This is a genomic window from Amycolatopsis sp. VS8301801F10, assembly GCF_046195355.1.
In the GTDB taxonomy this organism is placed as follows: domain Bacteria; phylum Actinomycetota; class Actinomycetes; order Mycobacteriales; family Pseudonocardiaceae; genus Amycolatopsis.
This window is the reverse complement of record NZ_CP176065.1, coordinates 8,641,376-8,654,872: the sequence shown is the minus strand read 5'-3', so window position 1 is coordinate 8,654,872 and position 13,497 is coordinate 8,641,376. Positions and strand designations below refer to the sequence as shown.

14 protein-coding genes are annotated in these 13,497 nt (G+C 69.5%); 11 read left to right on the top strand and 3 right to left on the bottom strand.

The window, feature by feature from the left end:
* Positions 1–7 precede the first annotated feature (7 nt).
* Positions 8–1,222, bottom strand: a complete 1,215-nt coding sequence (locus tag F9C11_RS39700) for an anhydro-N-acetylmuramic acid kinase (RefSeq protein WP_409182468.1) — start codon at positions 1,220–1,222, stop codon at positions 8–10.
* A gap of 140 nt (positions 1,223–1,362) precedes the next feature.
* On the opposite strand from F9C11_RS39700, the gene ftsY reads away from it, so the two are divergent.
* The 8 genes from ftsY (at position 1,363) to F9C11_RS39660 (ending at position 7,388) form a co-directional block, all read left to right on the top strand.
* Positions 1,363–2,706 carry a signal recognition particle-docking protein FtsY gene (gene ftsY / locus F9C11_RS39695; protein ID WP_409182467.1) on the top strand — a complete coding sequence of 448 codons (1,344 nt, stop codon included), beginning with the start codon at positions 1,363–1,365 and terminating at the stop codon, positions 2,704–2,706.
* 96 nt (positions 2,707–2,802) lie between these two features.
* Positions 2,803–3,396 carry a hypothetical protein gene (locus F9C11_RS39690; RefSeq protein WP_409182466.1) on the top strand — a complete coding sequence of 198 codons (594 nt, stop codon included), beginning with the start codon at positions 2,803–2,805 and terminating at the stop codon, positions 3,394–3,396.
* Positions 3,396–4,799, top strand: coding sequence for a putative T7SS-secreted protein (locus F9C11_RS39685; protein ID WP_409182465.1), 1,404 nt, complete (start codon positions 3,396–3,398; stop codon positions 4,797–4,799). The genes F9C11_RS39690 and F9C11_RS39685 overlap by 1 nt, the downstream gene beginning before the upstream one ends.
* A gap of 28 nt (positions 4,800–4,827) precedes the next feature.
* Positions 4,828–5,328, top strand: a complete 501-nt coding sequence (locus F9C11_RS39680) for a hypothetical protein (protein WP_409182464.1) — start codon at positions 4,828–4,830, stop codon at positions 5,326–5,328.
* Complete coding sequence (locus tag F9C11_RS39675; protein ID WP_409182463.1) at positions 5,325–5,846, top strand: YbaB/EbfC family nucleoid-associated protein; 522 nt, start codon at positions 5,325–5,327, stop codon at positions 5,844–5,846. Before F9C11_RS39680 ends, F9C11_RS39675 begins: the two co-directional genes overlap by 4 nt.
* Positions 5,843–6,586 carry a hypothetical protein gene (locus F9C11_RS39670; protein WP_409182462.1) on the top strand — a complete coding sequence of 248 codons (744 nt, stop codon included), beginning with the start codon at positions 5,843–5,845 and terminating at the stop codon, positions 6,584–6,586. The genes F9C11_RS39675 and F9C11_RS39670 overlap by 4 nt, the downstream gene beginning before the upstream one ends.
* Before the next feature lie 11 nt (positions 6,587–6,597).
* Positions 6,598–6,909, top strand: coding sequence for a DUF4333 domain-containing protein (locus F9C11_RS39665; RefSeq protein ID WP_409182461.1), 312 nt, complete (start codon positions 6,598–6,600; stop codon positions 6,907–6,909).
* Positions 6,906–7,388, top strand: coding sequence for a GNAT family N-acetyltransferase (locus tag F9C11_RS39660; protein WP_409182460.1), 483 nt, complete (start codon positions 6,906–6,908; stop codon positions 7,386–7,388). Before F9C11_RS39665 ends, F9C11_RS39660 begins: the two co-directional genes overlap by 4 nt.
* On the opposite strand, the gene F9C11_RS39655 is transcribed toward F9C11_RS39660, so the two are convergent.
* On the bottom strand, positions 7,381–8,145 hold the full coding sequence (locus F9C11_RS39655; protein WP_409182459.1) for an IclR family transcriptional regulator: 765 nt from the start codon (positions 8,143–8,145) through the stop codon (positions 7,381–7,383). The two genes, F9C11_RS39660 and F9C11_RS39655, sit on opposite strands and share 8 nt — an antisense overlap.
* 108 nt (positions 8,146–8,253) lie before the next feature.
* Between F9C11_RS39655 and aceB the strand changes: the two genes are divergently transcribed.
* Positions 8,254–9,828, top strand: a complete 1,575-nt coding sequence (gene aceB / locus F9C11_RS39650; RefSeq protein ID WP_409182458.1) for a malate synthase A — start codon at positions 8,254–8,256, stop codon at positions 9,826–9,828.
* The gene (locus tag F9C11_RS39645) at positions 9,828–11,024 is read left to right on the top strand and encodes a DUF6986 family protein (RefSeq protein WP_409182457.1); all 1,197 of its coding nucleotides are present in this window, start codon (positions 9,828–9,830) and stop codon (positions 11,022–11,024) included. Before aceB ends, F9C11_RS39645 begins: the two co-directional genes overlap by 1 nt.
* 49 nt (positions 11,025–11,073) lie before the next feature.
* Here F9C11_RS39645 and F9C11_RS39640 read toward each other — a convergent pair whose 3' ends face one another.
* Positions 11,074–11,484, bottom strand: coding sequence for a nuclear transport factor 2 family protein (locus F9C11_RS39640; protein WP_409182456.1), 411 nt, complete (start codon positions 11,482–11,484; stop codon positions 11,074–11,076).
* A gap of 131 nt (positions 11,485–11,615) precedes the next feature.
* On the opposite strand from F9C11_RS39640, the gene htpG reads away from it, so the two are divergent.
* On the top strand, positions 11,616–13,496 hold the full coding sequence (gene htpG, locus F9C11_RS39635) for a molecular chaperone HtpG (protein WP_409182455.1): 1,881 nt from the start codon (positions 11,616–11,618) through the stop codon (positions 13,494–13,496).
* The last annotated feature ends 1 nt before the right edge of the window (position 13,497 follow it).

Below are 13,497 nucleotides of genomic sequence, written 5' to 3'. Positions count from 1 at the left end.
GGTTCTCCTACCGTGGTTGCCCGGATTGCGCGACCCGGAGCCGGGTCGCGGCGCCCCCCAGCGGGGCGGGGAGATTCAGGGGCGCCGCACCCGGCGTCAGCGCGCCGAGCAGGCGGGGACCGCTCGCTCCGGTGGCCGACGGCAGCGTCGCCGGGACGCCGCACCAGCTCAGCCAGCCGAGCAGCGCGGTCAGGTAGGCCTCTTTGCCGGAGCCGGGAAGGCCGAGGTCGTCGCTGGTGCGGAGCGCGCCGTCGGGCAGCTGCCGGGCCAGCGCGGCCATGGTCGCCGGGTTCGCGACGCCGCCGCCGGACGCGACAACGGTCGCCGCGCCGTGCCGCCGGCATTCCGCGGCGACCGTCGCGGCGGTCAGTTCGGTGAGCGTGGCCAGCAGATCCTCCGGGGACAACGGCGGCAGTCCGGACAGGGCCGCGTCCAGGTAGCCGGCGTGGAAGTGCTCTTTGCCCGTGGATTTCGGGGGAGGGGCGGCGAAATAGGGGTCGGCGAGCAGCCGGTCGAGCAGGTCTTTCCGGACCGAACCGGCGAGCGCGAGCCGTCCGTCGACGTCGGCGGACAGTTTGCCGTCGCTGACGTGCGCGGCGGCGAGGTCGAGCAGCGCGTTGGCCGGGCCGGTGTCGTACGCGAGCACTTTGTCGGACTGGGTGACCACGGTGATGTTCGCGATGCCGCCGAGGTTGAGCGCGGCGACCGGGCGTCCGGTCTCCTCGGCGAGGCCGCGCAGCCACATCGCGTCGAGCGTGCTCGCCAGCGGTGCGCCCTGGCCGCCCGCGGTGATGTCGCGGATGCGGAGGTCGGCGATCACCGGAACTCCGGTGCGCTCGGCGATCCACGCCGGCTGGCCGAGCTGGAGCGTGCCGAGCGCGACGCCGTTTTCGACCCAGTGGTAGACGGTCTGGCCGAGCGAGGCGATCACGTCCACCGGCCCGTACGCGGCGATCCCGCGCGCGGCCGCGTCCGCGAACGCCTGGCCGACCCGGGTGTCGAGCACGGTCAGCTGCCGCGCGCTGCTCGGCCGCGGCGGGAGAGCGTCGAGGAGGTCGGCGCGGAGGTCGGCGGGATAGGGCACGTCGAGTTCGCCGAGCGGGGTGAGGACGACGGTCCCGTTGTCGGAGCGGATTTCGGCGACCGCGACGTCGATCCCGTCCACGGAGGTGCCCGACAGCAGCCCGAGGACGCGGAAACAGTGGCCGGCGGGGGTGGTCATCCGATGTGGTCTAGTCAACGCGGAAGGGGTGGCGCAAGACGCTTCGTGGAGTCTTGGCCGAATCGGAACCGTTCGCGTTACTCGTTGGCTTCGCGGTGGGGTGTCCGGTGGCTCGGGCACGCGGATGACAGGATGGTGGCGTGTCGAGCACCTGGTTCTGGATCGTTGTCGTCGCCGTCGTCGTCCTGGTCGCCTTGCTGGCGTCCGGGCTGCTCATCGCGCGCAAGCGGCGGATCAGCATCGCCGAACAGCGCGAGGTCGAGGAGAAGCCGAAGGGCGGCGGGTACGCCGCGAGCGGCGGGATCTCGCTGGCTCCCGGAGGGACGACCGCTGAGGCCCCGCCTGCTCCCGAGCCCGCGCCGGAGCCGGTGGTCGAGCATCCGGTCGAGGACCGGCCGGAAGTCGACGGCCAGCCCGCGGTCGGCGACGACGCCGCCGTCCCGCGCGATTCCGACCAGCGCACGGTGCGCGACGTCAAGCTCCCCGAACCGGTGGAGGAAGAGGCTCCCGAAGCGGTCGTGCCGGGAACGGCCGAGCCGATCGAGGAGATCGAGTCCCCGTCCGGCCGGCTCGAGCGCCTGCGCGGCCGCCTGTCGAAGTCCCGGTCGGTGTTCGGGCAGAGCCTGCTGGGCCTCCTCGGCGGCGGCGACCTGGACGAGGATTCCTGGCAGGACGTCGAAGACACCCTGCTGATGGCGGACCTCGGCGCCGCCACGACGACCCAGATCGTGGAACGCCTGCGCGACGAACTGAACCGCCGCGCGGTGCGCACGTCCGCGGAAGCGCGCGAACTGCTGCACGAGGTGCTGACCGCGTCGCTGTCCACGGACGCCGAACGTTCGGTCCGCGCCCTCCCGCACGAGGTGGACGGCAAGAAGCAGCCCGCGGTGGTGCTGGTCGCGGGCGTGAACGGCACCGGCAAGACCACGACGACCGGCAAACTGGCCCGAGTCCTGGTGGCGCAAGGCGGAACGGTGGTCCTCGGCGCGGCCGACACGTTCCGCGCCGCTGCCGCCGACCAGCTCCAGACGTGGGGCGAGCGAGTGGGCGCGTCGGTCGTGCGAGGAAAGGAAGGCGCGGACCCGGCGGCAGTCGCGTTCGACGCGGTCAAGCAGGGCATCAGCGAGGGCGTGGACACGGTGCTGGTCGACACCGCGGGCCGCCTGCACACGAAGACCGGCCTGATGGACGAACTCGGCAAGGTGAAGCGAGTCGTGGAAAAGCAGGCGCGGGTGGACGAGGTGCTGCTGGTGCTGGACGCCACGACGGGCCAGAACGGCTTGGCGCAGGCACGGGTGTTCGCCGAGGTCATCGACGTGACGGGCATCGTCTTGACCAAACTGGACGGCACGGCCAAGGGCGGGATCGTGTTCCAGGTCCAGAAGGAGCTGGGGGTGCCGGTGAAACTCGTGGGCCTCGGCGAGGGACCGGACGACCTGGCGCCGTTCGAGCCGGGTGCGTTCGTGGACGCTTTGCTGGGCTGATTCCCCCAGACGAGTGAAGAACGGCTAAACCGGACATCCTTGTAGCGTGGCCTGCCACGGTGGGTAGCAACGCGGCTACGACTACGAGGGGTGGGCATGTCGGGGGGTTTCGGCGCGGTCCCGGAAGAATTGTTCCGGACCGCGAATGCGATCGGGGACGTGGTCGGCAGTGCCGCGGGCCTGCTGTGGCAAGGACCGAGCGGCGACTACGGGCACCGCGGCGTCCAGGCCGGGTGGGCCGGGTTCGTCGAGGAAATCCAGGCTGAGGTCGCCCGGCTGACCGGCATCGCCCAGGGCCACGGCGACGATCTGCGGACGGCGGCCGGGAAGTACGCGCAATCCGACGCTGCCGCGACCGGGACGATCGGCGAATTCGGTGCTGGGCTCGGCGACCTCCTCGGCGAGGCCGCTGGAGGCGAAGCGAAGATCGGCAGCAGGCTCGAGGGCGCCCCCGGCGGCGGTTTCACCGGGGGTCTCACGCCGAGCCAGCTGAACGAACGGCTCGCCGAGCCCGAAGCGGGATTGCACGACGTTCCCGGAGGCGGCTGGACCGGCGGGGCGACCGGGCGGATCAGCGGGTCGATCGACGACGACGGGCCGATGCGGATCATGAGCCCGGAGCGTTCCCGGCAGCTCTTCCCCGGTGCCTCCGGCGACCCCTCCGGCGGCGGCAACGGACCGGTCTTCTGATGACGGCGGAACTCGGGCAGACCACCGACCCGAAGGCTCTGATCCCCGGCGAACCGCACCTGCTCTCCGGCGATCTGAAAGAGCTGGTGCGCAACCTCGACAAGATGGCCGGGATTTCCGAGGGGCTCGGCGGGATCGCGCTCCGGGAGTGGTCCGGCGACGCGGCGGACCGGTTCCGGGAAGTCTTCGGACAGGAGCCGAAGAACTGGATCGAGACGATCGGCGTCCTGGGCAAGGGCGCGACCGCGCTCGCCGACTACGGCGACGCGCTGACCTGGAGCCAGAGCGAAGCGCAGCGGGCGATCGAGCTCTTCACCCAGGCGCAGGCGGCCTCGCGGGCCGCGGCCGCGGACTACCAGGTGCAGATGCTGCGCGCCAGTTCGATCGGGGAAGCCATCGCTCCGCTGGTGGATCCCGGCCGCGCCGCCATGGCCGAGGCACAGCAGATCCTCGAAAACGCGCGCGCCAAGCTCGAACAGGTCGGCGGCATGACCGCGGAAGCGCTCGGGTTCAGCCGCGACGAGGACGGCACGTACTCGAAGGACGTCGGCAAGGGCAAGGAGTTCGGCGCCGACCGCCGCGAACTCGTCGACCAGGGGAACGACGAGAAGGGCAAGTCCGAAGAGAAGGACCCGGGCGGGTGGCAGAAGGGCCGCTTCGGGCGGAGCTTCAAGGGCGAATTCGGCAGCCAGTCGGACGGGATGTTCGGCGACAAGATCGGCAGCCTGCTCGAATCGCTCGGGATCGACACCCACGAATCGACCGTGTCGGCGGAAGCGGGCGTGGATCTGCTCGACGGTTCGCTCGAGGGCGCATTCGGGTCCGAGCAGTTCGGCGGCAGCGGAAAGGTCGAGGGCGCGGTGCTCGGCGCGCATGCCGAGGCGCATGCCGGCGCGAGCATCCTCGGCGTCAACGCCGGCGCCTCGGCCGAGGCGTATTTGGCGAAGGGCAGCGCGGAAGGCGAACTGCACCTTGGCGACCACGCGGGCTTGACGGGTTCCGCCGAAGGCGAGATCGGGGCCAGCGCTTCCGCCGAGGGCTCGATCGGCGTGACCGGGGCACAGGGCCAGGTCGAGGCGTTTGCCGGCGGCCGGGTCGAGGGCGACGTCAGCGCGGAGGTCGGCGGCGTGTCGGCCGGGGTGCACGGCGAGGCCTGGGCCGGGGTCGGGGTGGAAGCGAGCGGCCAGGTCGGCATGGGCGACGACGGCAAGTTCCACCTCGGCGCCTCCGTCGGGGTCGGCCTCGGCGTCGGCGGCAAGATCGGGTTCGACATCGCGATCGATCCGGGCGAGGTCGTGGACACGGTGAAGGATGTCGCCGACGATGTCGGCGAGGTCGTTTCCGACGTGGGCAAGGGCATCTCGAACGCGGCCGGGGCCGTCGCCGGCTTCCTAGGCTTCTGAAAACCAGACCCAGATTCGGAGAAACGCAGTGGCATCCACTATTCCGGTCCCGATCCAGTTCTCGTTGCCCGAGGGCTGGCAATCGGTGCCGCCGGACGAAGTCGGCGCCGCCGGGGCGGCGTTCGTCGCCCTGAAGGCGGCGTCGGCGCGGGACGGGTTCACTCCCAACATCTCGATCACCGGGGAGGTCCGGGAGAACGCCGACCTCACGGAGATCGGGGACGAAGCGGTCGAGAAACTGCGCGCGGCCGGCGCCGCCGATGTCCGGCTCGGCAGGCGGAACGAGGTCGGCTCGGAGTCGGATCCCGCGTTGACCCAGGCGGTGAAGCTCACCATCCCGTTGCGGGGCAAACCCGCCGACCTCGTGCAGTTCCAGGTGTTCATGCTGATGCGGGACCAGCGGGACCCGCGGCGGAGCGCCGTGCTGCACGTGGTGCTGTCCGCGTTGCTGGAGGACCAGTTCGAGCACGTGATCGGCGATTTCCAGAAGTTCCTTGACACCATCGAGCCGGAGAAGCCCACCCCATGAACGAAACAGCCCGGCACTTGCTCGCCCGGATCGAAGCGATCGATTCCGCCGCGACCGACAACCGGCTGCGCGCCGAGGCGTACCGGCGGATGAACGACGAACTCAAGGAAACGCAAGGACGGGCGACGTCTCCCGACGGCGCGGTCACGGTCGTGGCCGGGCCCGGCGGCGGGATCACCTCGATCACGTTCAGCGAGAGTTCGTCGGAAACCGCCCGGGAAGTGCTCGCCGCGGACGTGCTGCGGGCGATTTCCGAAGCGCAGGCGAACGTCGCGCGGGCGCAGGCCGAGGTGGTGCGCCGGGGACTCGGCGACACCGAATTGCTCGACCGGGTCCTGGATTCCGACGTGGAGTTGTTCGGCGCGTCCCGCCCGCCGTCGGTCAGCGCCGTCAGCGCCGTGGCCGCCGTTCCGGCCGCCCGTCCGCAGCCCGCTTTCGCCGGCCGGGGCAGGCGGGTGGCGGACGAAGAGTTCGAACCGGTCGACATCTTCGACGACGGGGACGAGCGCCGGCGATGAGCGTCGCGCTGATCCTGGTGATCGTCATCGGCGGGACGGTGCTCCTGGCCGGGGCGCTCGTCTGGTTCCTGGTCTGGAACGGCCGTTCCGTGAAACGCGACCAGGAACAGGCCATGGCTCGGCTGCGGCAGGAGATGCAGCGGCGCGGGTGGCGGTACGAGGAGCGCAACGACGCCTACTGCGCCTATTTCGACGAGGGCGACCGCTACCTCGAGCGGAACGTGGTCGAGCAGGTGATGAACCCGCTCGGACCGTACTTGAACCGGCGGGAAGTCTACGAGGCGCGCGAGATCGTCACCGGGACACATCGCGGCAGGCCGTTCCTCGCCGGGGCTTTCCGGGTGCGGACGCCGATGCAGGGCGAGACCAACACGCTCAGAGTGATCTGGGTGCGCGGGCCGGGAACCGGTCCGGCGCTGCAGATCAGCCGCGTCGCCGAGTTGTCCAGCCGGGTCAACGCGCACCTCGGGCAGGGCGACGTGCAGACCGGGGACCCCGAGTTCGACCTTCGGTACGAAGTGCGCAGCGGGAACGCCGATTTCGCCCGCGCCGTACTGAATCCGGCGGTGACGGCGTTTCTCAAAACCGATCCCCGCACTTTCCGCGGGTTCACCCTGGTCGGCGGCAAGCTCGACTTTCTCGACCAGGTCAGCGACCACCGGGACCCGAAGTATCTGCTGCCCGCCCTCGATCTCCGCTGCGATCTCCTCGACCGCATCCCCCCTTCCGTCTGGCATTAGGAGAAGAACCCATGCGCGTCCGTTCCGTCCTGCTCGCCGCCGGTGCGCTGTTGCTCGCCGGGTGTTCGGTGAGCGTGAGCGTCGGCAAGGAAGTGTCCAAGGAGAATTTCGAAAAAGGCATTTCCGACGCACTCCAGCGGTCCATCGGCGAGCGGCCGGACACCGTCGCCTGCCCTGGCCCGATCAAGGCCGTCGAAGGGGAGTCGATGCGGTGCGTCCTCACCGCTGGCGGACAGAAAGTCGGGCTCACCGCCAAAATCGGGGCGGTGAACGGCACCGATGTGCAATACCACGTCCAGGTCGACCAGAAACCGATGAAGTGACCCGCGTAACCCTCCGCTCCCTCACTGAAGCCGACCGGGCGCGAGTGCACGAGATTCTGTCCGCTCCGGAAGTTTCGCAGTGGTGGGGCGATCCCGACGAGGAAACCGACGGGCTTCTCGCCGAGGACGAGGACCAGACGTACGCCATCGAGTACCAGGGCCGGACCGTCGGCGTGATCCAAGGCTGGGAGGAAACCGCCCGGCGCTATCGGCACGCTGGGATCGACCTTGCCGTGCACCCGGAGCACTACGGGCTGGGGCTCGGCGCGGAGGCGATCCGGATTCTCGCGCAGCGGCTGTTCGACCAGGGGCACCACCGGATCACCATCGACCCGGCGGCGGCCAACGTTCGCGCGATCCACGTGTACGAGAAGCTCGGCTTCCGGCGCGTCGGGATCCTCCGCGACTACGAGCAAGGGCCGGACGGCACCTGGCACGACGGGCTGCTGATGGACCTCCTCAAAGGCGAACTCAGGTAACCGGCAGCTGCTGCGAAAGCCGGTCCGCGATCTTTTGCACCACCGGCGCGATGTGGCTCACCGCGTCCGCCGTCAGTCGGCCGGAAGGGCCGGACACCGACACCGCGGCGGGCACCGGTGCGCCGGGGATCGCGACCGCGATGCAGCGCACTCCGAGTTCCTGCTCCGCCTCGTCCAGCGCGTAACCCTGTCCGGCGATTTTCTTCAGCTCCACCGCCAGCGCGTCCGGATCGGTGAAGGTGTGTTCGGTGTACGCGGGCATCCCGGTGCGCTCCAGCAGCGCCGCGACCTCGTCGGCGGGCAGCTCCGCCAGCATCGCCTTGCCCACGCCGGTGCCGTGCGGCAGCAAGCGCCGTCCCACCTCGGTGAACATCCGCATCGAGTGCTTCGACGGCACCTGCGCGACATACACCACCTCGTCGCGTTCCAGCACCGCCAGGTTCGCCGTTTCGCCGACCTCCTCGACCAGCTCCACCAGCAGCGGCCGCGCCCACGCGCCGAACTGCATGCTGGCGTTCTCGCCCAGCCGGATCAGCCGGGCGCCCAGCGCGTAGTGCCGGTTGGTGTTCTGCCGGACGTAGCCCAGCGACACCAGCGTGCGGATCAGCCGGTGGATCGTCGGCATCGGCAGCCCGGACAGGGTCGCCAGCTCCGACAGGCTGGCCTCGCCGCCGGTGTCCGCCAGGTGCTCCAGCAGCTCGAACGCGCGCTGCAGGGACTGGACGCCGCCGTCTCGTCCGCTCTTCTCAGCCGCCACCAGTGGTCCTCCTCACAGACCCGATTGATGTTCCGCTATGCAGAAACTATAGTCCGTCAGGTAAAAACCGTAGGGACGTTATCCAAAGCACTACTCGGGGTGTTGCGCATGTCTGAGGTCCAGGTTCTCGGCGGGTCCGTCGAGCGTGGGGACGAGATTCTGACGCCGGAAGCCCTCGCTTTCGTAGCGGGCTTGCACGACGAGTACGCCGCGCGGCGCGACGAACTCCTCGTCGCGCGCGGCAAGCGGCGCGAGGAGGCCCGCACGACCGGACGGCTCGATTTCCTCCCGGAGACGAAGGAGATCCGCGAGGGCGAATGGCAGGTCGCGGGCGCCCCGGAAGCGCTGCGCGACCGCCGCGTGGAGATCACCGGCCCGACCGACCGCAAGATGACCATCAACGCCCTCAACTCCGGCGCCAAGGTGTGGCTCGCCGACTTCGAGGACGCCAACACGCCGCACTGGGCGAACGTGGTGGGCGGCCAGGTCAACCTGTTCGACGCGATCCGCGGCACGATCACGCTCGACCAGAACGGCAAGCACTACGAGCTGAAGCCCGACGTCGAGCACGCCACCATCGTGGTCCGCCCGCGCGGCTGGCACCTCGACGAGCGGAACCTGACCTTCGGCGGCCGCAAGGGCGTCGGCGCGCTGGTCGACTTCGGCCTGTACTTCTTCCACAACGCCCAGGAGCTGCTCAACCGCGGCAAGGGCCCGTACTTCTACCTGCCGAAGATGGAAAGCCACCTCGAAGCGCGGCTGTGGAACGACGTGTTCACGCACGCGGAGAAGGCGCTCGGCATCCCGCACGGCACCGTCCGCGCGACGGTGCTGATCGAGACCATCCCGGCCGCGTTCGAGATGGAAGAGATCCTCTACGAACTGCGCGAGCACGCCTCCGGCCTCAACGCGGGCCGCTGGGACTACCTGTTCAGCGTCATCAAGTACTTCCGCGACGCGGGCGAGAAGTTCGTGCTGCCGGACCGCAACTCGGTCACCATGACCGCGCCGTTCATGCGCGCCTACACCGAACTGCTCGTGCGCACCTGCCACAAGCGCGGCGCGTTCGCGATCGGCGGCATGGCCGCGTTCATCCCGAGCAAGGACCCGGAGGTCAACAAGGGCGCCTTCGAGAAGGTGCACGCCGACAAGTCGCGGGAGGCCGGGGACGGCTTCGACGGTTCGTGGGTCGCGCACCCGGGCATGGTCGCACTCTGCAAGGAAGAGTTCGACAAGGTCCTCGGCGACAAGCCGAACCAGCTGGACCGCACCCGCGATGACGTGCAGGTGACCGCCGACCAGCTGCTGGACGTCGCCTCGACGCCGGGCAGCGCCACCGCAGCCGGACTGCGCGCGGCGGTCGACGTCGGCATCCGCTACCTCGCCTCGTGGCTGGGCGGCAACGGCGCGGCGGCGATCCACAACCTGATGGAAGACGCCGCCACGGCCGAGATTTCGCGGTCGCAGGTGTGGCAGTGGGTCAAGAACGGCACGCAGCTGGACAACGGCGAGAAGGTCACCGCGGAGCTGGTGCGCGGCGTCGTCGCCGACGTCCGCGGCGAGCTGGCCGCGGAGATCGCCGACGACCTGCTGAAGCCGGCGGTCGAGCTGTTCGAGCAGGTCGCGCTGGCCGACGAGTTCCCGGACTTCCTGACCCTGCCGGCGTACGAGCACATCCAGTAATGGGCGGCGGACGGCTCGCCGAGGACGTCTACACCGCCGCCGACGCGCGGTTGGCCGAGGCCGACGCGCGCGTGGCGGCGAAGTACCCCGGCGAGTCTCCGGGCCGTCGTCCGGTGCACACGGTGTACGTGCCGGCGTCGCAGTACCGCACGCGCCTGGTCGCCGACTGGGGCAAGCAGGCGATGCGGGTCTTCGTCGAGCACGGCGACCTGCTGAACCTCGACCCGGCGGTGGCCGAGCGGGTCCGCGAGAAGCTCCTCACCGAGCCGATCGAGGACCTCCGCATCGACTTCGAGGACGGCTACGGCCGTCCCGGCGACGAAGCGGAGGACGCGGCCGCGGAGGCCGCCGGGCGCACCCTCGCGACCACCGGCGGCACCCCGTTCGTCGGAATCCGGTTCAAGAGCTTCGAAGCCGCGACCCGGCGCCGCGGCATCCGGACGCTCGACCTGTTCCTGTCCGGCTTGCTCTCCGAAGGCTCGCTGCCGGACGGATTCGTGGTGACGCTGCCGAAGGTCACCGCGGTCGAACAGGTCGAGGTCGCCGCGGAAGTGTTGGGGCGGCTGGAAACCGCGTACGGACTCCCCGACCGCGCGCTGCGGTTCGAGGTGCAGATCGAGACCGCGCAGTCGATCCTCTCGACCGACGGCACGGTCTCGGTCGCGCGGATCATCCAGGCCGCGGACGGCCGGTGTTCCGGGCTGCACTACGGGACCTACGACTACAGCGCGGGTCTCGGCATCAGCGCGGCGTACCAGAGCATGGCGCACCCGGCGGCCGACTTCGCGAAGCAGCTGATGCAGGTCGCGGCTGCCGGAACGGGCGTGCGGCTGTCCGACGGTTCGACCAACCGGCTCCCGGTGGGCGACGACCTGCCGGGCGCGTGGGCGGAGCATCTGCGGCTGGTGCGGCGGTCGCTGGAGAACGGGTTCTACCAGGGCTGGGACCTGCATCCGCACCAGCTGCCGACCCGGTACGCGGCGACGTACGCCTTCTACCGCGAGGGCGCCCCGGCGGCGGCCAAGCGGCTGCAGGACTACGCGTCGAAGACCTCCGGGGGAGTGCTCGATGAGCCTGCCACGGCGGAAGCGCTCGCGCGGTATCTGCTCGGCGGGTACTACTGCGGTGCGCTGGCGGAGGCGGAGCTGCCGTTCGAGGTGGCCCGGATCGAGGCGTACGCGCGGCGGCAACCCTGAGACGTCGTGAGTGCCTATCACGGTTAGAACCGCGATAGGCACTCACGAGTCAGGCACTCGCGATCGCCGCCGTGTCCCAGTAAAACGGCCACACCTCGGCGATCCGCCCGTCCTCGATCCGGAGCGTCTGCAGGATCGGGAACTCCAGCTCCCGCCCGGTCGCCCGGGTCCGGGCGCGGACCTGGGTGCGCACCACCGACGTCGCGCCGAGGGCGAGGAACTCCTGCTCGCCGATCTCGAACGACTCCCACGCCCGGCTCATCGCGAGGAAGAACTCCTCCATCCCGGAGTGGCCGCGCCACTCGCCGCCGAAAGGCAGTCCCTCGGCCTGGTGCAGTACGACATCCTCGGCGAAATACAGGGCCAGCGGGGCAAAAGAAGCCGAACCGGGGCCGCCGGCGGCGAAATACTCAGCTTCGGCTCGGTACATGCCGTTGAGCACGGCGGCGGGATCAGTCACGGGCACCAGCCTCGCCATTCCGGGACCGCACTGCTGGCGGCAATCGGACTTCGCGGTCTCCGCTCGTTCTGTCGGCCCTCCTCGGTAGACTTCACGCCGGTCTTTCAGGGGCGAAAGGAAACACGAAAGCCATGGCTGAGGAAACCGGGACGGTCGAAACGCTGGAGTTCCAGTCCGAGGCGCGCCAGCTGCTGCAGCTGATGATCCACTCGATCTACTCGAACAAGGACATCTTCCTGCGCGAGCTGGTCTCCAACGCCTCCGACGCGCTGGACAAGCTGAAGCTGGAGACCTACCGAGACAAGGATCTGCGGGCGGACACGGACAACCTGCACATCGAGATCCTCCTCGACGCCGAAGCGCGCACCCTCACCGTGCGCGACAACGGCATCGGGATGAGCCGGGACGACGTCGTCAACCTGATCGGCACCATCGCGAAATCCGGCACCGCCGACTTCCTGCGCAAGCTGAAGGAGTCGAAGGAATCCGCCGGGCAGGACCTGATCGGGCAGTTCGGCGTCGGCTTCTACTCCAGTTTCATGGTCGCCGACAAGGTCACCCTGGTGACCCGGCGCGCGGGCGCCGACGAGGGCGTCCGCTGGGAATCCACCGGCGAGGGCACCTACACGATCGAGTCGCTTTCCGAGGCGCCGCAGGGCACCTCGGTGACGCTGCACCTCAAGCCGGCCGACGACGAGGACCACCTCTACGACTACACGTCGCCGTGGAAGGTGCGCGAGATCGTCAAGCGCTACTCCGACTTCATCACCTGGCCGGTGCAGATGGCCAAGACGGGCGAGGGCGAAGAGGGTCTCGAGACCGTCAACTCGATGAAGGCGCTGTGGGCGCGCTCGAAGGACGAGGTCTCCGACGAGGAGTACCACGAGTTCTACAAGCACATCAGCCACGACTGGACCGACCCGCTCGAGACGATCCGGATGCAGGCCGAGGGCACCTTCGAGTACCAGGCGCTGCTGTTCCTGCCCTCGCGCGCGCCGATGGACCTGTTCATGCGGGACGCGAAGCGCGGCGTGCAGCTGTACGTCAAGCGCGTGTTCATCATGGACGACTGCGAAGCGCTGATGCCGAACTACCTGCGGTTCGTGAAGGGCGTCGTCGACGCGCAGGACCTGTCGCTGAACGTGTCGCGCGAGATCCTGCAGCAGGACCGGCAGATCCGGGCGATCCGGCGGCGGCTGGAGAAGAAGATCCTCTCCACGGTCAAGACGATGATGACCGAGGACGCCGAGAAGTACGCGAAGTTCTGGGCCGAGTTCGGCCGGGCGGTCAAGGAAGGCCTGATCGACGACCCGGAGAACCGGGAGCAGATCCTGGAGATCTCGTCGTTCGCCTCGACGCACCACGCCGAGAAGCCCACCTCGCTGCGCGACTACGTGTCGCGGATGAAGGAGGGCCAGGAGCACATCTACTACCTGACCGGCGATTCGCGCACCACCATCGAGAACTCGCCGCACCTGGAAGCGTTCCGCGCCAAGGGGTACGAGGTGCTGATCCTCACCGACCCGGTCGACGAGATGTGGGCCGACGCGGTGAGCGGCTTCGACGGCAAGACGTTCCAGTCGGTCGCGAAGGGCGAGGTCGACCTCGGCGACGAGACGACCGAGGAGAAGAAGGCCGAGTACTCCGACCTGCTGAAGTGGATGTCGGCGACGCTGTCCGACACCGTCAAGGAGGTCCGGCTGTCCTCGCGGCTGACCACGTCGCCGTCCTGCATCGTCGGCGACGCGGGCGATCTGACCCCGACGCTGGAGAAGATGTACCGCGCGATGGGGCAGGAACTGCCGCCGGTGAAGCGGGTGCTGGAGCTGAACCCGGAGCACCCGCTGGTGACCGGGCTGCACAAGGCGTTCGCCGAGCACCCGGAGGACGCCTCGCTGGCCGAAACGGCGGAACTGCTGCACGGCATGGCGTTGCTCGCCGAGGGCGGCGAGCTGAGCGACCCGAGCCGGTTCCTGAACCTGGTGGCGGATCGCGCGGCCAAGGCGTTGTGAC

Bases quoted from the DNA above. Each gene is read 5' to 3' on its own strand.
- F9C11_RS39700 (WP_409182468.1), bottom strand. From the start codon at position 1,222: ATGACCACCCCCGCCGGCCACTGTTTCCGCGTCCTCGGGCTGCTGTCG.
- F9C11_RS39690 (WP_409182466.1), top strand. From the start codon at position 2,803: ATGTCGGGGGGTTTCGGCGCGGTCCCGGAAGAATTGTTCCGGACCGCG.
- F9C11_RS39685 (WP_409182465.1), top strand. From the start codon at position 3,396: ATGACGGCGGAACTCGGGCAGACCACCGACCCGAAGGCTCTGATCCCC.
- F9C11_RS39675 (WP_409182463.1), top strand. From the start codon at position 5,325: ATGAACGAAACAGCCCGGCACTTGCTCGCCCGGATCGAAGCGATCGAT.
- F9C11_RS39670 (WP_409182462.1), top strand. From the start codon at position 5,843: ATGAGCGTCGCGCTGATCCTGGTGATCGTCATCGGCGGGACGGTGCTC.
- F9C11_RS39665 (WP_409182461.1), top strand. From the start codon at position 6,598: ATGCGCGTCCGTTCCGTCCTGCTCGCCGCCGGTGCGCTGTTGCTCGCC.
- aceB (WP_409182458.1), top strand. From the start codon at position 8,254: ATGTCTGAGGTCCAGGTTCTCGGCGGGTCCGTCGAGCGTGGGGACGAG.
- F9C11_RS39645 (WP_409182457.1), top strand. From the start codon at position 9,828: ATGGGCGGCGGACGGCTCGCCGAGGACGTCTACACCGCCGCCGACGCG.
- htpG (WP_409182455.1), top strand. From the start codon at position 11,616: ATGGCTGAGGAAACCGGGACGGTCGAAACGCTGGAGTTCCAGTCCGAG.